Origin of the sequence: Catonella sp., from assembly GCF_052173895.1 — a bacterium.
GTDB lineage: Bacteria > Bacillota > Clostridia > Lachnospirales > Lachnospiraceae > Catonella.
Genome location: NZ_JBQMXS010000020.1, coordinates 1 through 19,554, shown reverse-complemented (window position 1 = coordinate 19,554; position 19,554 = coordinate 1). Strand labels below are relative to the sequence as shown.

The window sequence follows — 19,554 nt, the reverse complement described above, 5'->3', positions numbered from 1 at the left end:
CGTCAACCCATTTCTTTAATTTGAATTCTAGAACTTTCTACAGAAATAAATTAAATTCTGCATTTTATTCATATAACAAACTCTCTAGCCTTTTATCAATTCTACTATCTAAACCAAAAAACTAATTACTACATTTTTTAATTCGTCTATGAATGTTATAAGCAACTACTTTTTCTTGCAGTGTTAAATCGGCTATATTTCCCAGAAGTCTCTTTTGCTGTTGTAATACCCTTATTTTCAAGTATTTTAACAATACCTGTGGGATATTCTTCCTTAAATTCTATTTCTAGTTCATAATCTTCTAATCCCAAATATTTATTTCTATCTAGACATATTTCAATTCCATCTGATTGTTTTTTCAACTTACGATTAGTTGTTAAGTCTCCTATCAAAAAAACATCACTGAATCTATCTACTCCAACAATTTCATTTAAGCTTTTTCCTAAAAACATTTGTGGAACTGTATTTAACTCTTTTTCATATTCTTTTTTTATATGTAATGATTTATTTTTTTCTTCTGGAATCTTTATTTGAAGTATTTTCTTTTTATTTTTAACTCTAACTCTAAATGTTACTTCCTCATTTGTTTCAATTTCGATATCCTCAGAATAATAATAATTGGTTTGAACAAATTCATCGTCCCATTCAAAGTAATCATTTATTTCATCGTACTGTTCTTTGCTTAACATTATTTTTATTTCTTTCTCTGTTTTCATAGCCTCTCCCCCCCATTCATTTTAAGTTTTTACAACAATTACAAACTCAAATATATATGACGAAGATAATCTGCTGAGTTTATCCAAATTATTCGTAAAACATCGGAAATTTCGAACTTACTTATCTTTTCTTTTAGCAGCTTCTTTATACACCTGTTCATCTGTTCTTGCCGAAATTACAATAATTTTCATAACAGTTTCAGTAATTTCTATTCTATATACAACTCTTATTCCAATATTTTTAAACTTTATTTTCATTAAATTTGTAAGATTAATTCCTAATTTATGTCCAAGCGGCTTTCCGTATCCGCCCTCACTTACCGGCAGAGGATTCTGGCTTACCTTATTTATTCCTTTTAAAACCTGTATTTGTATAGAATGATCTAAATGTTTTAAATCCTGTTCAGCTTCTTTTATGAATTCTATCTTCCATATCATTCTATATCAACATCCTCACTTTCTAAAAGTTCAGCATCTGTTATTCCTAAATTTGACATAATTTCACTCATTGATATAGTTTTTTCACAAGTATTACTTTCTATTCTTTTGTTTGCTTCTAAAAGCAAAAAATATTCTTCCTCTATTTCAGTAAGTCTTAAATACTCATCTGTTGATAATATAACTGCAGATGGCTGGTTATTTTTTAAAACAACCAATTCTTTCTCTACACTGAGCCTGTCAAATATTTTTGATGCCTGACCTTTATTAAAATTAGAAATAGGGATTAAGTTATTTAATACATTCGCTACAAGTGCCATATTGTACCTCCCTAAAATTAAAAATATTATATTTATATATTACAATATACATTTAAAAAATACAATATATTTAACAATAAATTTATAAAAGAAGCCACTATAAAAATACAGAAAAAATTATAGTGACTTCTATTATATGCATTATTGTAAAATTAAAATTTTCAGATTAAGCATCTAACTGTTTCTTTACTTCATCAGCAACAGCTTCTACAGCAAGATCTATCTTCTCAGGAAGCTTACCGCCAGCCTGAGCCATATTAGGACGACCACCGCCGCCGCCACCGACTATAGGTGCAACAGCCTTGATAAGATTACCTGCATGAACTCCTGCCTTTACAGCTCCGTCAGTGGCCATAGCTACAAGACTTACCTTTCCGTCTTTAGCAGAGGCCAGAAATACAAGTCCTTCACCAAGTTTATTCTTAAGCTCATCACCAAGTGTCCTAAGTTCATTACCATCAGTATCAGGGATGTCAACTGCAAGTACCTTAACTCCACTAATCTCTACAACCTTGTCCATAACATCACCGAGAGCTTCCTTAGCAGCCTTATTTTTAAGCGATTCATTCTCACTCTGAAGAGCTTTAAGTTCTTCCATAAGATGCTTAGCCTTTTCTACAAGCTTATCAGGGCTTGCCTTAAGCATTTTAGCAGCTTCAGCAATTGTATTTTCAAGGTTTTCATAATACTTAAGTACATTGTTACCTGTAATAGCCTCAATTCTTCTTATTCCTGCTGCTACTCCACTTTCAGAAATAATCTTAAACTGCCCTATCATTCCGGTGTTTTTTACATGAGTACCACCACAAAATTCCTTAGAGAACTCTCCCATGCCAACTACACGAACCTCTTCACCGTATTTCTCTCCAAAAAGTGCCATGGCTCCACTCTTTTTAGCATCTTCAACTGACATAACCTTTGTATCAACAGGAAGTGACTCTGCTATTTTATCATTTACAAGCTTCTCAACTGCCTTAATTTCCTCAGGAGTCATAGCCTTAAAGTGACTGAAGTCAAATCTTGTTCTTCCACTATCCTGATAAGAACCGGACTGCTCAACATGGGTTCCGAGCACTTCACGAAGAGCTTTTTGCAAAAGATGGGTAGCACTGTGGTTTCTACAAGTAGCCATGCGATTTTCAGCATCAACATTAAGAGTAACTACATCACCATTCTTAAACATACCCTTTATAACCTGACCAATATGGGCTATTTTAGAGCCTGCTACAGGTGTAGTATCTTTTACTTCAAATACAGAATCACCAACTGTAATTACACCAATATCCCCAAGCTGTCCGCCCTTTGTAGCATAAAATGGGGTAACATCAGTAATTATAGCTCCTGTCATTCCGTCTGTAAGAGCCTCTGATATAGCACTTTCTTCTCCATCTTCATCTGAATTAACACTTACAAGAGCAACTATTTTTCCTTCTGCCTCTGTCTTATCATATCCAATGAACTCAGAGTTAATAGCAGGATCAATCTGCTCATATATAGTAGCATCTGCTCCCATATAGCTTGTGGTTTTTCTTGCATTTCTGGCAGTATCTTTTTGTACCTTCATAGCCTGTTTGAAGGCTTCTTCATCTATATCCATTCCCTTTTCTTCAAGAATTTCCTTAGTTAAGTCGATTGGGAAACCATAGGTATCATAAAGCTTAAAGGCGTCTTCACCGGACATAGTCTTTATGCCCTTAGCCTCCATATCCTTCTGTATGCCCTCAAGTATTTCAAGTCCCTGATTTATTGTCTTTTCAAATTTTTCTTCTTCCTGCTCTATTACATTTAATATGAAATCCTGTTTCTCAGCAAGCTCAGGATAACCGTCTTTACTTCCTGCAATTACAGCTTTAGCAAGTCCTACAAGAAAAGCTCCATCTATGCCGAGTAACTTCCCATGTCTGTCAGCTCTTCTGATTATTCTTCTAAGCACATAGCCCCTTCCTTCGTTTGAAGGCATAATTCCATCAGATATCATAAATGTTGCTGAACGGATATGGTCGGTAATTACTCGGATTGAGATATCATTTTTCTCATTATCCTTATACTTTTTACCTGCTATTTCACAAACCTTGTTTCTGAGTGCTAAAAGTGTATCTACATCAAAGATGGAATCAACATCCTGTACTGCTACTGCAAGTCTTTCAAGTCCCATACCAGTATCGATATTCTTCTGCTCAAGGTCTGAATAATTGCCCTTACCATCATTATCAAACTGTGAAAATACGACATTCCATACTTCCATATATCTGTCACAATCGCAACCTACAGTACAGCTAGGTTTACCACAACCATACTTCTCGCCTCTGTCAAAGTAAATCTCTGTACAAGGACCGCAAGGACCTGAGCCATGCTCCCAAAAATTATCCTCTTTGCCAAACTTGAATATTCTCTCAGCAGGAATATTCATCTTCTTATTCCAAATTTCAAAAGCCTCATTATCATCTACATAGACTGATGGATAAAGCCTGTCAGCAGGAATACCCACTGTTTCAGTAAGGAACTCCCAAGCCCAAGGAATAGCCTCCTCTTTAAAATAATCCCCAAAAGAAAAATTTCCCAGCATTTCAAAGAAGGTACCATGTCTTGCAGTTTTACCAACATTATCTATATCACCTGTACGGATACATTTCTGGCAGGTACAGACCCTTGTACTTGGTGGTATTTCCTGACCTGTAAAATAAGGTTTGAGCGGTGCCATACCTGAATTTATAATAAGCAGACTATTATCATTATGTGGTACAAGCGAAAAACTATTCATTTTAAGGTGTTTCTTCTGTTCAAAAAACTCAAGAAACATTCTTCTTAACTCATTAACTCCATAAGTTTTCATATCTAATCCTCCATAGGGCTGTTTACATTTAAAATCATTTCTTAAAGTCATCTCTATATCTTAACATTTAATATTAAATTTTTCAACTATGATTATTTCATTTTATTTATTTGCCTTAACATTTATACCGGCTAAAGGCAATAAGGTAAAAGCCACCTCATTATCAAGGTGGCTCAATAAGTTACATATTTAAAGCAAATTACTTGGAGGTTATTTTTTATTTTTCCTGTTTAATGATACTACTATAATTCCTAAAACAACAACAATGCCTAAAATTATAAATAAGCTTCTATTACCACCTTCATTATTTGATGATGTCTCATTTTTTGTCTCATTATCTACTACACTACTAATATCTTTACTACCGGTTTCAGCCTCAGTCGAACTTTTTACATCAGATTTTACAAGTACCATTGCAGAAATCGGAGCTACCTTAACTTCACCTGTAACTGTCTCTATAACATCAGTTCCTGCTTTTTTGTCATTTATACAAATATTCCAGTAACTTTCCGGAAGATTGACCTTAGTTTCATGATTATTAGGATTGAAAATAACGAACAAACCATCATTTATACCACCCTTAATATTAAAGGCAACAACATTTTTTTCCAAACCTTCGACCGGAGTAATATTGTTTTTGACATCATCAGGATTAGTAAACCTTAATACTGAATGTTCCTTTCTAAATGCAATAAGGCCTTTATAGTATTTAAATACATCTTTATAAACCTCATTATCTAAGGTATCCCATTTAATACTATTAATTGAATCAGGTGAGCTGTAGCTGTTATGTTCATAAGTTCCATCACCTTTGTCCTTGGTTCTTAACATTTCCTCACCTGCCTGCATAAAAGGTATACCTTCAGCAGTCATATATATAGCAGCGGCTAAGTTATTCATTTTAATCCTATCAGCCTCAGAAACTTTAGGAAGAGTCATAGTAATTCTGTCAAATAAAGTATTGTTATCATGGCAGGATGCATAGTTTACGGTCTGAGAAGGAGTTTTACACCATGGAGCAGCACCCATCCAGCAGTTTGTCAATTTTTCTTCCTGTTCTACTGCGCCTGTAACATAACCGGGCTCTGTATCTGAAAATACACTTCCTTTTAGCAAATCCCTAATTGTGTCACTAAAAAATGCAAATTTAGGTGTTTTTGTTGAATAGGCTTGAGTAGTCATAGCATAACCACCCTTAGTCACGTCTGTCTGCATAGTCCAGCCTTCACCGTAAAAAATTACGTTAGGATGCTTTTCATGTACTTTTTCAACAACTTCGTTAATTGTATCTGTATCAATTAATCCTACTAAATCAAATCTAAAACCATCAATATGGTACTCATCAGCCCAATATAAAACAGAATCTACAATATATTTTTTAACCATAGACCTTTCAGAAGCAGTATCATTACCACAGCCTGAACCATTTGAATACTTGCCGTCACTGCTTATTCTCGAAAAATATCCCGGAACAAGTACATTGAAGCAGAAATCACCTGCATTATGCACATGGTTATAAACAACATCCATAACTACACTTATGCCGTTTTTGTGCAAAGTTTGAATCATCTGTTTAGCTTCCTTCACTCTGACTTCCCCTTTATAAGGATCAGTTGAGTAAGAACCCTCAGGCACATTGTAGTTTTTAGGATCATATCCCCAGTTAAACTGAGGTTTATCTAATTTTGTCTCATCTACTGAGCCATAGTCATAAAACGGCAATATATGTAAATGAGTAATTCCAAGGTCTTTAATATGATCAAGACCTGTTGGAATACCGGAAGAGGTTTTAGTACCTGTTTCAGTTAATCCAAGGAATTTACCAACATTTTTAATCCCTGAGCTTTTATCAGAAGAAAGATCCCTTATATGAATCTCATATATGGTAGCATCTGTAATATTTTTTCCTGAATTTGGATCTTTATCACTATCCCAGCCATCAGGATTGGTAGAAGACAAGTCAATTATCATAGCCCTGTCACCGTTTACACCTGTAGTTCTTGCATAAGGATCACAGGTTTCTGATTTTTTACCATTTACCTCAACAGTATAAGTATAATACACACCATTTAAATCACCCTGTTTTTCAGCTATCCAAGTACCATTTATATCAGATTTCATATCTATTGTTTCGATTAAATCATCAGTCCCTACTGTACCTGACTTATATAAATTAATCTTTACAGACTTAGCTGTTGGAGCCCATACCTTAAAAACAGTCTTATCCTTTGTCCAAACAGCACCTAAATCATCACCTGTATAGGTATATTCTTCTTCAAATTTTTGGGTAGAATAAAAATTAGGCATAATGATTTTATACTCATTTTTGTCATAAATAATACTGTAATTCCCACCTGCATCCAAAGCTTTGTCGAGTATAATAGAATATAAATTATCACTTCCCTCTTCAACAGCCTTTATCTTAACCTCAGGCTTAATTTTAAATGCCTTCATAAGGTCTTCTTTAACTTTACCAGTCATTGTAACAGCAATATTTATATCTCCATTATATTTTGCCTGTGAAACCTTGATTCCTGTTACAGCATCCTTGCTGTTCTTTTTCTCAAAGCCTTCTTTGCCTGATTCTACAAAAACATCTACTGTACCTGAAACCATGTCAGATAAATCAATAAACTGATCACCATTGAAGTCTTTTTCTTCCCATTCACCCTTTCTTATAATAAAGCCGACCTTTGCAGCCCCCGGTGCGACATCCTTGGTTGCAATCATGTCTTTTCCTTCTTTATTGAAGTCATAAGCCTTGCCGTCACCGCCCTCATCCCACATCCATACGTTCCAGCCCTCATACTTTCCATCTTTCCTGTGGTAATGCAGCTTAACAGTTAGACTGGCAGCAGCAACCGGAACCACTTCACTTAAAGGCATAATTACAGATAAAACGCCTAATAGTAATACCATAAAAAATACATTGATTCTTTTTTTCATAAAATCCTCCCCTTGAACCCCAAAATTATTCATGCCATAGGTCACAAGATGTTTCGTGAATAATTGGGGTTAAAATATGTTCACATGATAACATTTGATACTAATTTTTTCAAGATTTAACTTGATATATAGCCTTGTATCCTGTATTATCATTTCATATTAAAATTTAATGGAGGCAATTAATGAAGAGAAAATGGTGGCACGAGAAGGTTGCATATCAGATTTATCCAAAAAGCTTTTTGGATACTAAGGGAAATGGAATAGGTGATTTAAGAGGTGTAATTAATAAACTTGATTATTTGAAAGATTTAGGAGTAGATATTATATGGCTTTCTCCTTGTTACCCATCTCCTCTTGCCGATCAGGGCTATGATATAGCTGATTATTATGATATAGATCCTCGTTTTGGCAGTATGGCTGATATGGATGAATTGCTTTCAGAGGCAAAAAAAAGAAATATGTATATTCTTATGGACTTGGTTATAAACCACTGTTCCGATGAACATGAGTGGTTTAAGAAAGCTATGGAAGATTTGGATAGTGAGTATGCAAAATATTTCTTTATAGAAGATGGTGTAAACGGCAATCCTCCAAATAACTGGCGTTCCTACTTTGGGGGAAGTGCTTGGGAGAAAATTGATGGTACTGATAAATACTATCTTCATCTCTTCCATAAAAAACAGCCTGACTTAAACTGGGAAAATCCAAAACTCCGAGAAGAAATCTACAAAATGATTAACTGGTGGTTAGATAAAGGACTTGCAGGATTTAGAGTAGATGCCATTATGAATATAAGCAAAGCTCTTCCATTTACAGCCTATAACTATCCTCCTGACAGAGAAGACGGAACTGTTATTTGTGCAAAAATGCTTGAAGATGCAAAAAATGCAGATAAATATTTACAGGAATTAAGGGAAAATACCTTTGATAAACATGATGCTTTTACAGTAGGCGAGGTATTTACAGACAGAACTGAGGATATTCCTATCTTCATAGGTGATGAGGGACATTTCTCAACTATGTTTGACTTTGAAGAAACTATATTCGGAAAGAGTGATAAGGGGTGGTATGCTGCAAAACCTATAACTCCAGACGACTATAAAAAATGCTGTTTTACAACACAAAAGAGGGTAGGCGATTTAGGTTATATTTCTACAATAATAGAAAACCATGATGAGCCAAGAGGTGTAAGCCATTATCTACAGTGTTGTGACATAAATGATGACTCCAAAAAACTCCTTGGAACTATGCAGTTTATGATGAAGGGTCTTCCATTCATCTATCAGGGACAGGAAATCGGTATGGAAAATACAGATTTTACAGGCATGGAAGAAATAGATGATATTTCTACCATAGGAGAATATCAGACAGCCCTTGAATCAGGCTTATCTCCTGAAGAGGCATTCAATGCTGTTAAAAAGTTTAGCAGGGATAATGCAAGAACTCCTATGCAGTGGAATGATAGTAAAAATGCAGGCTTTACAACGGGTACTCCTTGGCTTAGAGTAAATCCTCAATACACCAAAATTAATGTTGAATCTCAGATAAATGATAAAAAATCAGTGCTTAGCTACTATAAGAAACTTACTGCACTCAGAAAAAATGAGACTTATAAAGAAACCATAGTCTATGGAGAAGTTGTTCCTTATCTTGAAAATGAACATAATCTTATGGCATTTTACAGAAATGGTGAAAATCAGACCTTACTTGTACTGGGTAATTTTGATAATTGTGAAAAAACTGTCAAATTAGAGAAGAAAGCTGTCGCAACTCTTCTTTCTAATATTGATGGCGTAGAGTTTGTAAATGATTGTGAAATAAAACTCAAACCTTATCAGGCAGTAATCTTAGAAGTTAAATAAAGTATATAATATACAAAAAATCAACATAAACAGATAAATGTTTATGTTGATTTTTTTCATAAATAGTCAAAATATAGGTATCTATAAAAAATCATAGCTGAAACGATATTTTGCCTATTAATTAGTAAGTTTTTATACACTATAAATTCTTAGGTAATTGGGTACAAAACTTTATTTATTTTATAGCACCCTCCATCATACCCTTGATTATCTGTTTCTGTGCAAATAAGAAGAGAATAATTATAGGTATCATAGCAAGGAAAGCTGCAGTAAGAATGAGATCCCACTGTTTTACATAAGAACCTACGAAACTGCTTACTGCGATAGGAAGTGTCTTAATCTTACCATTTAGACCAAGCATTATAGATGGCAGGAGGTAGTCATTCCATATCCAAAGTCCATTAAGAATTAGGACTGTCATCTGTACAGGTTTCATAAGCGGAAAAACTATCTTAAAGAAAATCTGCTCATGAGTACAGCCATCAATTCTTGCCGCCTCTTCAAGTTCCTTTGGAATACCCTTTACAAAGCCATGGAATATAAAGATTGACATTGAACCTCCAAATCCAAGGTAAGCAAAAATAAGTCCTGTATAAGACGAAAGCATAGGTATGCCTAAATAATTACTAATATTCTTAAATATAGTAAGGATAGGTAACATAACTACCTGAAAAGGAATAACCATAGCTGCTACAAAAACAAGAAAGATAACGGCAGACCATTTCTTCTTTTCATTTCTACTAAGTACCCAGGCTGCCATACAGGAAAATACCGTAAGTAAAGCAAGTGACACTATTGTAATTATAATAGAGCTCTTGAATGAACTCCAGTAATTGAAGTTTGCATTATTTATTACATTCTTCATATTTTCAAGCATCTGTCCCCAATTCTTAGGAAAATTAATAGGACTGACTACTATATCAGTACTTGACTTTGCTGAGTTAATAACAACCAAGAAGAATGGGAATAATACAAAAATTGCAATTATTGTAGCAATAATTGTGGCAATAAAATTTCTATTTTTTTCAGGTTTCATTATAATTCCACCTCCTTCTTCTTACTTATAACTACCTGCGTAAGAGAAACTATGGCAAGTATAATAAAGAATATAACCGCTTTAGTCTGACCCAGTGCATAATTATTTTTTCTAATTGCTGTAGTATAAATATTCAATGCTAAGAACTCGGTTGCTTGAACAATCTTAGCCCCTAATACTCTGGCAGGAGCACCATTTGTAATAGAAATATTAAGATCAAACTGTTTAAACGAACTTACCAAAGTAAGGAAGGTACATACAGTAAAAGTATTGGCTATCATTGGAATTTTAATTTTAAAAAGTGTTGTTACTCCATCTGCTCCATCTACTCCTGATGCCTCCATTACAGATTTAGGTATAGTCTGAAGACCTGTTATGTAAATCATCATAATATATCCTGCGTACTGCCATGTACTTACAATAAGAATAGCTGCAAGTGCGAGGTTAGGATCTGTAAGCATTGATTTTGAACCTGCTAAAACCATTGTTAAAACTTTATTAAAAATAAACTGCCATACATATCCTAGTACAAGTCCACCAATAAGATTAGGCAGAAAATATGCTGCTCTAAAGAAATCTCTACCTTTTATTTTAGATGTACATAAAAGAGCAAGTAAAAACGCAACCACATTTACCAATATCATATTTAATATTGTAAATATAGAAGTAATTACAAATGAATAGACAAAATCCATCTGCCTAAACATAGTTATATAATTTGCTATACCGATAAAATTCTTAGCCTCTACACCATTCCAGTCTGTAAAAGAATAGTATATACCGAGCATAAACGGTAACATAACTGTCACAAAAAAAGTAAACAACATTGGAAAAATAAATACAATATTCACTATCTTTGTATGATACACATTAGGAAATTTTAATATGCCTAAAATTGCCATACAAATACCCACTATAAAAATAACCCCACGAAACTCATTCTTCCCCCCACCAAATACCATAACTAACGAAATAACGGTAAGTATAATACCTATTGCCGCCATTCCTCCAAATAGTGCTTTTCTTGTTCCACTCTTCATTAAAGCCTCCTTTTGAAAGCCTGTGTCATATTTTAAAAATATGGGCGTACGGAAAACCGATCGCCCATATTAAAATATTTAGCTTACAAATTATTTATTATTTGCAATATAATCAGAAAGTGCTGTCTGCATTGCCTCTACAAAAGCTGCCTTATCAAGATCTCCCTTTGCAAATGACTCAAATACTAAACCGAAAGCATTCTGAGCTATGCCTTCAGGCATATTTGACCAAGCCCAAGAAGATGTCTTTCCGGCATCTACATAAGTCTTAAGACTTGTAGCAAGAGGAGCCTTAGGAAGGATTGTACTGCTCTTATAAGGAGAAATCATTCCTGCCTCTTTAACTAAAATCGACTGACCTTCATCTGTTGTAGCAAGGAAATCGAAGAAATCTTTACAAGCCTGTATATTCTTACTATCCTTGTACACACACCACCAAGATGGGCAGTCTGCAAGTACATTCGGCATATCTGCCTTAGTAAAAGCAAGAGGTGCTATTCCACACTTAAATGAAACATTGTACTTACTAAGTGAAGGATCAACCCAGTTACCCTGAGTAATAAATGCTGTCTTACCCTGAGCCCATTTAGCAAGCTGATCATCATAAGTACCTGAAAGAAGTACCTGCTGATCTGCATACTTAAATAAAAGCTCTACCATATCTGCAAACTCTGTAAGTCTTGCCTTATCAAACTCACCTGCCAAAGCCTTATCTAATAGAGAGTTGTCTCCTCTCTGAAGACCGCCACTATAATAATAACCAAAGATATGGTTTCCTGTTGACCAGAACATCTGACCTGACTCAGCAGCCACTGATGCTACTGCATCAAGACCAAGTTCAGCCTTCATACTGTCAAGTTTTTCAAAAGCTGCCTTAAATGCATCATAGCTTATAAGTGAAGCAGGATCAATGCCCGCTTTTTCAAGTATGTCTGCATTGTAAGTAATACCATAACCTTCAACTGCATAAGGGAAACCTACTAAAGTTCCATCATTTTTATCCTTATAACCAAAGTCTGTATCCTGTGCAAACTTACAATCACTCAGATCCACACATTTTCCTTCCCAGTTCTTGTAATCGCCATCACCATTAACAACGAACATATCAGGCATATTATCTGCTGCGAAGTAGCTCTTAATCTGTCCCTGAATATCAACACCGCCACCCATCGACTCAACAATTACTTCCTGTCCTGTCTTCTCTTTGAAAAGCTTTGCAGCTGCCTGAAGCTGCTTGTCAATTTCAATTTTTCCATTTACAAGGCGAACTGCCTCTCCATTGCTTGCAGGTGCAGATGATGTTGCTGTACTTGCAGCTGTTGAAGCTGTTGAAGCTGCTGATTTTGCAGCAGAATCAGTTGTTGCCTTTGAACCAGTTGCACCACCCGTACTGCCACAGGCTACAAGCATTGACGCAGATAAGCCCAATGCTAAAAGTGATTTAAGATAGTTTTTTTTCATTTTTCTCTCCTTTAATTAGTTTTTCAGTTACCTTATAGACATTATTTTAGCAGAATATTACAAAAATATCAAGTAAAATATCATTTTCCTTGTTGCAATATAACAAAGAATTAACTAAATTATTCAAAAATACCTAACAATTTCTAGCAAAGAACCACAACTGCCTCAAAAGGTCTTAATTTATTTACTATTGCATCAAATTCTTTATAATTATTCACTAAAATCTTACCTGCATTTATTTTATCAAAATCAAACTCTCTTTCCTTTTCAGAAAAATTACAAGCTACCAAAAGTTTCTGTTCGCCTAGGTTTCTTTCATACACAAACAAATCCTCATCTTCCGGAAACAACAAATTATAGTCACCATATACTATAATCTCATAATCCTTTCTAAGAGCTATCAATTTTTTATAATAGTTAAATACTGAATCTTCTCTTTCCATCTGTTCTTTGGCGTTTATCTTAGTATAATTAGGATTTACAGCAATCCAAGGTGTTCCTGTGGTAAAGCCTGCATTATCACTGTCATCCCACTGCATAGGTGTTCTTGCATTATCCCTGCTCTTATGACATATCTTAGGAAAAAGCTCCTCTGCACTAATCACTCCTTTTTCAGTAAGCTCATTAAACGCATTAATTGATTCAAGATCTCTAAAATCTTCCACCGAATTGAAAACCGTATTTGTCATACCAAGCTCTTCCCCCTGATATACATAAGGAGTTCCCTGCATCATATGTAAACAGGTAGCTATGCACTTAGCTGACAGTTCCCTATACTCATCCTTTTCACTTCCAAGCCTTGAAACTATCCTCGGCTGGTCATGATTACAGAAATAGAGACTGTTCCAAGCCACCTCGTTAAGTCCTTTCTGCCATTTTGAAAGATTTTCTTTAAGAGGGACTAACGGCATTTTCTTAGTTGACCATTTCATCTTGTCTCCATCGTCTAAGCCCACATGTTCAAACTGAAATACCATGTTTAATTCGCTACCATCACTATTTGCATACTTCTCAGCCTCTTCAAGTGTTACACCTGCACATTCTCCAACAGTCATTATGTCATACTTAGAAAGCACCTTTTTATTCATTTCTTGTAAAAATTCATGTACCCTAGGACCATTTGCACAAGATTCAAAACTTCCATAAAGTCCACCATATGTAGGGCCATCAGGAAAACTTTGATCCTTTGATATAAGACTTATAACATCCATCCTAAAACCGTCAATTCCTTTTTCAAACCAACGGTTCATCATTCCAAATACCTCTTCTCTAACCTCATCATTTTCCCAATTTAAGTCAGGCTGTTTCTTTGAAAATAAGTGCAAATAATACTGTCCTGTTGTCTTGTCTAACTGCCAAGCTGAGCCCGAAAAACAAGATCCCCAATTATTTGGCTCTTTACCCTCTTTTCCATCTTTCCATATATAATAATCCCTTTTCGGATTATCTTTTGAACTACGGCTTTCTACAAACCACTTATGCTCATCTGAGGTATGGTTTACTACTAAATCCATCACAATCTTAATACCAAGACCATGGGCTGTATCAAGCATTTCATCAAAATTCGCCATGGTACCAAATTCGGTCATTATATCTTCATAATCACTGATATCATATCCATTATCATCATTGGGTGACTGGTATACAGGCGAGAGCCATATTACATTTATACCTAGTTCTTTAAGATAAGGCAGTTTACTTGTAATTCCTTTTAAATCGCCTATACCATCTCCGTTACTGTCACAGAAACTTCTTGGATAAATCTGATAAACAACACTTTCTTTCCACCAAGCTTTGTTCATTATCGTTTCCCTCCTTTTAAAATTCTTTTCCACCTATCACTTTAATATCCTTTTCATTAGCCACAACAGCTCTAATAGCTGCCTCAAGTCCCCTTACAATATCCTTTAGTTCCATAGACGGCTTATCCGGTTTGTCTACAACTTGCTCAGTAATAAAAGGGACATGGATGAATCCACCCTTTGTCCCCTTAAATTGTTTATTCAAAATGTAAAGCACACCGTACATAAGATGGTTACAGACAAATGTCCCTGCCGAATTTGACAGACTTGCAGATAACCCCTCTTTTTTTATTTCTTCTACCATCGCCTTTACCGGAAGTGTAGAAAAGTAAGCCGAATTTCCATCCTCAAAAATAACTTCATCTATAGGCCGGTGTCCCTCATTATCAGGAATTCGGGCATCATCTATATTGATTGCCACTCTTTCAGGCGTAATATCATATCTTCCACCAGCCTGTCCTACACAAAGTACAAAGTCAGGCTTTTCTTCTTCTATCGCTTTACCTACTATCTTAATAGACTTTCTAAAAACTGTAGGTACTTCCAGTTTAACAATATCCGTTCCATCAATCTGATTTTGTACAAGCATCACTGCCTCAAGTGCAGGATTTATCTTTTCTCCTCCAAACGGGTCAAATGCTGTAAGAAGTAATTTCATAGATAACTCCCTAATATTTAAATTGTAAACATATCAGCTTTTTCTTTCAATGACCTTGCAATTCCATTAAGTTTAGATTCAGCCTCCAAAACAATATTCATTGATTCAGCAAGTTCATCCATAGTAGCACTCATCTGCTCTGATGTAGCAGCATTTTCTTCTGAAATCTCAGTTAAAGATTTTCCTGATTTAACTAAACTTTCATTTCCCTGCCTTATTATTTCCGAAGATTCATTAAGTTCGTTTAATATCTCTGTACTTGTATCTACCATATCGGATATTTCAATAAACTTATCACCGGTATCTTTTCTTATTTTAACCTGCTTTCCCATTATTTCACTTACTTCTTCCATCATTTCAACGGAATTATCAGCACTGTCTTTTAACACTTCTATAACAACTTTTATATCATTAGTAAACTTAGCAGACTGCTCAGCGAGCTTTCTTATCTCATCCGCAACTACAGCAAAACCTTTACCTGCCTCACCAGCCCTAGCAGCCTCAATTGCAGCATTAAGAGCCAATAAGTTTGTCTGGTCAGATATAGCCTGAATCATTTCAGAAGCTTCGGATATCTTAGATGCACTAGTGCTAGCTTCCCTTGTAACATCCTTCATTTTCAAAAATGCCTCTTGACTTTTTTCTCCTGCTTTATTTAACTGATTTATAAGAGACATTCCTTCTACCTTATTCTGACTTATAATATGCAATGCATTTTCCATTTTCTTTAAGGTATCAAGCATTAAGGCTAGTTTGCCGTTGATAACCTCTGAAGCCTTAGAAGAACTTGAAACATTCATTGCCTGCTCAGTAGCTCCTTCTGCAATATTAAGCATAGCTACCTGTGAATCCTTTACTATCCTTTCAGTACTCCTTACTATATCAGACATATTGTTAGATAACATCTCAGAAGCTTCCGCATCTTCCTTAAGTACAGCAATCATATCAGAAAGATTGGAACGCATCTTTCTTGTCATCTCCAATACTATATCTAATTCATCAGGCTTAGCAACATCATGCTCATGTGAACTTGAACTGGAAAAATCAAATTCCATCATGCGGCTGGATATACTGGCAACTTTATCTAACTTATCAGATATTCTCTTTTTAAATATCAGACTTATTATTATGGATACAATTAAAGATATTAAAGCCTCAATAACTAATACAATTATAGCCCTTCCCTTAACTTTATTACTCTTAAGTTCTTCTTCGTGTAATATCTTATCCATATCATCTATATAATTACCTGTACCTATAATCCAATTAAATGGTTTATACAATTCTACATAAGCTCTTTTTGGTACAGGTACTGCATCACCTTCCCTGTTAAAAGAATAATCCACAAAGCCTTCACCACCGGAATTAGCTATTTTAAGAAATTCCTCTACTATTTTAACTCCGTTAGGATCAGTCAAATCCTTTCTATTAGTTCCCTCAACACTTTTACCTAACAACACTACATTAGTTCCATCAATAGTATCTGCCCAAAAATATCCATCATTCTCATACCTTGCACTTCTTATAATATCTGCAGCTAATTTTTTTCCTTCTTCTTCACTAATTTTACCGGAACCAATAAGCTCATTAACAGGCTCTAACATAGATATTATAGTCTTTACTTCACTTTTTATCAAATTATCATAGTCAGCTAAAAATAATTCTGAAGATGATTCAAGCTGATTTTTTGACTGCTTGTTTAAACTTATTATTGCCAATCCACCTAAAGCCAAACTCAATGCCGCCGAGATTGAAACACAGGTGAGCAATATTTTATTACCTATTTTCTTATGTTTTTTCTTTACCATAAAACACATCCTTTACTTTAATTGGCAAGACAGCTGATTATACTATCCTACTGTTCACAGTTTCTTTTTTATAATTATTTTCCCATACTTTCCGCAATGCTATGAAACTTAATACATCTTCCATGTAAGTCTATTACCATATTTTACGGATAAAGCAAAATCCCCTCTTACATATTTCATATACATCTCTCTTTTATTCATATTTTTATGAATATTATTGTGTCCTCCTCATACACAAATTATATTATACAATGCAAAAACATATTATACAACAATATATTTTGCATAATATATTTTATTATGTATGTATTATATATATTTGATATATTTGATATAATTTATATTTATTCAATACGGTTAGCTAATATTTATACTAAGTTTAAATCACTCCGGTAGCTTAGTTTTCTTTGGCAAAGTATGTGTTCTTATATACTCCTCGTACAACTCCGGTCTACGTTCTTTAGTTCTTTTCAGTGCTTCTTCAAGTTTCCACTGTTCTATTTTTGCCTGATTACCTGAGAGTAAAATTTCAGGAACCCTCATATCCATATAAGTTTCAGGACGTGTATACTGCGGATACTCAAGAAGTCCGTCTGTAAATGATTCTCCGATAGCAGAATCTATGTTATTTAATACTCCCGGAACCAGTCTTGATATCGCATCTATCATAATCACAGCCGGTAATTCTCCCCCTGTAAGCACATAATCACCTATGGAAATAAAATCCGTACAGACTAATTCCAAAGCTCTTTCATCTACCCCTTCATAGTGACCACATAAAAATACCAACTCTTCTTCCCTTGCAAGTTCTTCTGCTATTTTCTGGGTGAAGGTTCTTCCCTGCGGTGTAACATATATGGTTCTCGGCTTATGTCCTATCTTCTCTGAAATAGCATTATGACAGCGATGAATAGGTTCAACCTGCATTAGCATACCTGCTCCGCCACTATAACAGTAGTCATCTACTTTTTTATGTTTGCTCAGTGTATAATCCCTTATGTTTACAGCATTCACACTGATTAACCCATTATTTATAGCCCGTCCTAAAATACTCTCTCCTACTATATTTTCTATCATTTCAGGAAAAAGTGTCATTACATGGAAATTCATACTCCCCCCTTAGTCAAATAAGCCTTTCATAATATGTACCTTTACAAAGCCTTCATCAGTATTAATCTCAAGTACACATTCAGGTATATGTGGTAGGCAAAACTCTTTAAGTTCCTTGTGTGCCTCATTTGGCTTAACCACAAGCACCTTATTTGCACCTGTTTCTATTACTTCAGAAACTGTACCGTATTCTTCACCTGTATCTGTAATTATTTTACATCCAATTACATCTGATACATAATGTTCACCCTCTGCAAGTGGAAGGGCATCCTCTCTAGCTACAAGCAAGTCCATTCCTTTATATTTGGAAACCATATCTACATTATCAATTCCCTTAAATATAACTATAGGGATATTCTTAAAATATTTCACATTCTCAACTTCCACTTCAAGCATACCACTTCCCTTTATAGTGCCTTTCCCTGAACCAAGGTCAATAAAGGCTCTTTTAAGGCTGTCAAATCTATCCAAACTATCAGTAGTTGGAAATACTTTGATTCCTCCCGTAAGTCCATGTGTGCTTGTAAGCACTCCTACTCTAAAATAATTTTCCATACTATCCTCTTTAAATTTTATATTGATCGATAATTTTTTGTAATTTTTGTTTCAAATTATTATCATAAACATGCTCAGATTCTATTTCATCAAAATCACACTTTCCCTTTTCAGGCACATTTTGAAATGATCCACCATTTTTCCAATACTTTGCTCTAGTCATCCACGCCAAATGCTCTTCAATCTTTCTTCTCTCTTTTTTATCATCAATACACCAGCCAATACAAATAAACCTTAACTTCGAATACTTTTCTTTAATTTCTTTATATAGTTTACTTCTATAAGGATTATTCGCATAATCATCATAAGAAAATCAATAATTACCTCTCCTAACATAATCACTTCGCATATATTACAAAAAAGGGGAAGGATTACTCCTCCCCCTCTGTCATCATTTTATTTCAACGGTGACTTTCTTATCATCCCTTGTAGCTGCAGCTTTCACAACAGTCCTTATAGACTTTGCTATTCTTCCCTGCTTGCCAATAACCTTGCCCATGTCACTATCTGCAACATGAAGAAGAAGGATTGTTTCATCATTCTCTTCTGTCTCTGTAACTGTGACTTCATCAGGATGATCAACAAGAGCCATAGCAATGACCTTTACTAATTCCTTCATGATGACCACCTCCAATAATTACTCAGTTATTCCAGCTTTCTTTAAAAGCTTAGCAACAACCTCTGTAGGTTTAGCACCATTTGAAATCCACTTCTTTGCCTCTTCAGCATTGATGTTGATTGCACTTGGCTCCTTATTTGGATCATAAGTTCCTACCTGAGCAATGAAGTTACCATGCTGAGCTACTCTCTCATCAGCAACTACTACTCTATAGAAAGGGTGCTTCTTATGTCCCATTCTCATTAATCTAATCTTTACCATTTTACTTTTCCTCCTGTGTGTTTGTTATTTTTTATTTTTGACACTTGTATCATATATGAAAATGCTTAGCATTAACACCTAAATTAAAA

17 protein-coding genes are annotated in these 19,554 nt (G+C 34.8%); 1 reads left to right on the top strand and 16 read right to left on the bottom strand.

Annotation, left to right across the window (positions count from 1 at the left end):
• Positions 1 to 155: 155 nt before the first annotated feature.
• The 5 genes from ACTTG8_RS05940 to pulA form a co-directional block, all read right to left on the bottom strand.
• Entirely contained in the window at positions 156 to 716 is a 561-nt protein-coding gene (locus tag ACTTG8_RS05940; protein WP_442561204.1) for a CYTH domain-containing protein, read from the bottom strand.
• Positions 717 to 833: 117 nt separating this feature from the next.
• Positions 834 to 1,154: a type II toxin-antitoxin system RelE family toxin gene (locus ACTTG8_RS05935; RefSeq protein WP_442561203.1), complete on the bottom strand. Its 321-nt coding sequence runs from the start codon at positions 1,152 to 1,154 to the stop codon at positions 834 to 836.
• Positions 1,151 to 1,474 carry a type II toxin-antitoxin system Phd/YefM family antitoxin gene (locus ACTTG8_RS05930; RefSeq protein WP_442561202.1) on the bottom strand — a complete coding sequence of 108 codons (324 nt, stop codon included), beginning with the start codon at positions 1,472 to 1,474 and terminating at the stop codon, positions 1,151 to 1,153. The genes ACTTG8_RS05935 and ACTTG8_RS05930 overlap by 4 nt, the downstream gene beginning before the upstream one ends.
• Positions 1,475 to 1,640: 166 nt before the next feature.
• On the bottom strand, positions 1,641 to 4,307 hold the full coding sequence (gene alaS / locus ACTTG8_RS05925) for an alanine--tRNA ligase (protein WP_442561201.1): 2,667 nt from the start codon (positions 4,305 to 4,307) through the stop codon (positions 1,641 to 1,643).
• 210 nt (positions 4,308 to 4,517) lie between these two features.
• Positions 4,518 to 7,253 (bottom strand): type I pullulanase, encoded by a 2,736-nt coding sequence (pulA, locus tag ACTTG8_RS05920; protein ID WP_442561200.1) that lies wholly within the window; start codon positions 7,251 to 7,253, stop codon positions 4,518 to 4,520.
• Positions 7,254 to 7,435: 182 nt separating this feature from the next.
• Between pulA and ACTTG8_RS05915 the strand changes: the two genes are divergently transcribed.
• Positions 7,436 to 9,115 carry an alpha-glucosidase gene (locus tag ACTTG8_RS05915; RefSeq protein ID WP_442561199.1) on the top strand — a complete coding sequence of 560 codons (1,680 nt, stop codon included), beginning with the start codon at positions 7,436 to 7,438 and terminating at the stop codon, positions 9,113 to 9,115.
• 175 nt (positions 9,116 to 9,290) lie between these two features.
• On the opposite strand, the gene ACTTG8_RS05910 is transcribed toward ACTTG8_RS05915, so the two are convergent.
• The 11 genes from ACTTG8_RS05910 to rpsP form a co-directional block, all read right to left on the bottom strand.
• The gene (locus ACTTG8_RS05910) at positions 9,291 to 10,151 is read right to left on the bottom strand and encodes a carbohydrate ABC transporter permease (protein ID WP_442561198.1); all 861 of its coding nucleotides are present in this window, start codon (positions 10,149 to 10,151) and stop codon (positions 9,291 to 9,293) included.
• Positions 10,151 to 11,191, bottom strand: a complete 1,041-nt coding sequence (locus ACTTG8_RS05905; protein ID WP_442561197.1) for a carbohydrate ABC transporter permease — start codon at positions 11,189 to 11,191, stop codon at positions 10,151 to 10,153. Before ACTTG8_RS05905 ends, ACTTG8_RS05910 begins: the two co-directional genes overlap by 1 nt.
• A gap of 90 nt (positions 11,192 to 11,281) precedes the next feature.
• Complete coding sequence (locus ACTTG8_RS05900) at positions 11,282 to 12,652, bottom strand: ABC transporter substrate-binding protein (RefSeq protein WP_442561196.1); 1,371 nt, start codon at positions 12,650 to 12,652, stop codon at positions 11,282 to 11,284.
• A gap of 143 nt (positions 12,653 to 12,795) precedes the next feature.
• Positions 12,796 to 14,454, bottom strand: coding sequence for a glycoside hydrolase family 13 protein (locus tag ACTTG8_RS05895; protein WP_442561195.1), 1,659 nt, complete (start codon positions 14,452 to 14,454; stop codon positions 12,796 to 12,798).
• A gap of 16 nt (positions 14,455 to 14,470) precedes the next feature.
• Positions 14,471 to 15,112 (bottom strand): pyroglutamyl-peptidase I, encoded by a 642-nt coding sequence (gene pcp, locus ACTTG8_RS05890; RefSeq protein ID WP_442561194.1) that lies wholly within the window; start codon positions 15,110 to 15,112, stop codon positions 14,471 to 14,473.
• A gap of 17 nt (positions 15,113 to 15,129) precedes the next feature.
• Positions 15,130 to 16,920 carry a methyl-accepting chemotaxis protein gene (locus ACTTG8_RS05885; protein ID WP_442561193.1) on the bottom strand — a complete coding sequence of 597 codons (1,791 nt, stop codon included), beginning with the start codon at positions 16,918 to 16,920 and terminating at the stop codon, positions 15,130 to 15,132.
• 384 nt (positions 16,921 to 17,304) lie between these two features.
• Positions 17,305 to 18,030, bottom strand: coding sequence for a tRNA (guanosine(37)-N1)-methyltransferase TrmD (gene trmD / locus ACTTG8_RS05880; protein ID WP_442561192.1), 726 nt, complete (start codon positions 18,028 to 18,030; stop codon positions 17,305 to 17,307).
• Between the two features lie 9 nt (positions 18,031 to 18,039).
• Complete coding sequence (gene rimM, locus ACTTG8_RS05875) at positions 18,040 to 18,585, bottom strand: ribosome maturation factor RimM (protein ID WP_442561191.1); 546 nt, start codon at positions 18,583 to 18,585, stop codon at positions 18,040 to 18,042.
• Positions 18,586 to 18,595: 10 nt separating this feature from the next.
• Complete coding sequence (locus ACTTG8_RS05870; protein ID WP_442561190.1) at positions 18,596 to 18,748, bottom strand: hypothetical protein; 153 nt, start codon at positions 18,746 to 18,748, stop codon at positions 18,596 to 18,598.
• A gap of 228 nt (positions 18,749 to 18,976) precedes the next feature.
• Positions 18,977 to 19,204 carry a KH domain-containing protein gene (locus ACTTG8_RS05865; protein WP_442561189.1) on the bottom strand — a complete coding sequence of 76 codons (228 nt, stop codon included), beginning with the start codon at positions 19,202 to 19,204 and terminating at the stop codon, positions 18,977 to 18,979.
• Between the two features lie 18 nt (positions 19,205 to 19,222).
• A complete protein-coding gene (gene rpsP / locus ACTTG8_RS05860; RefSeq protein ID WP_442561188.1) occupies positions 19,223 to 19,465 on the bottom strand; it encodes a 30S ribosomal protein S16 in 243 nt (80 codons plus the stop codon).
• Between the last annotated feature and the right edge of the window lie 89 nt (positions 19,466 to 19,554).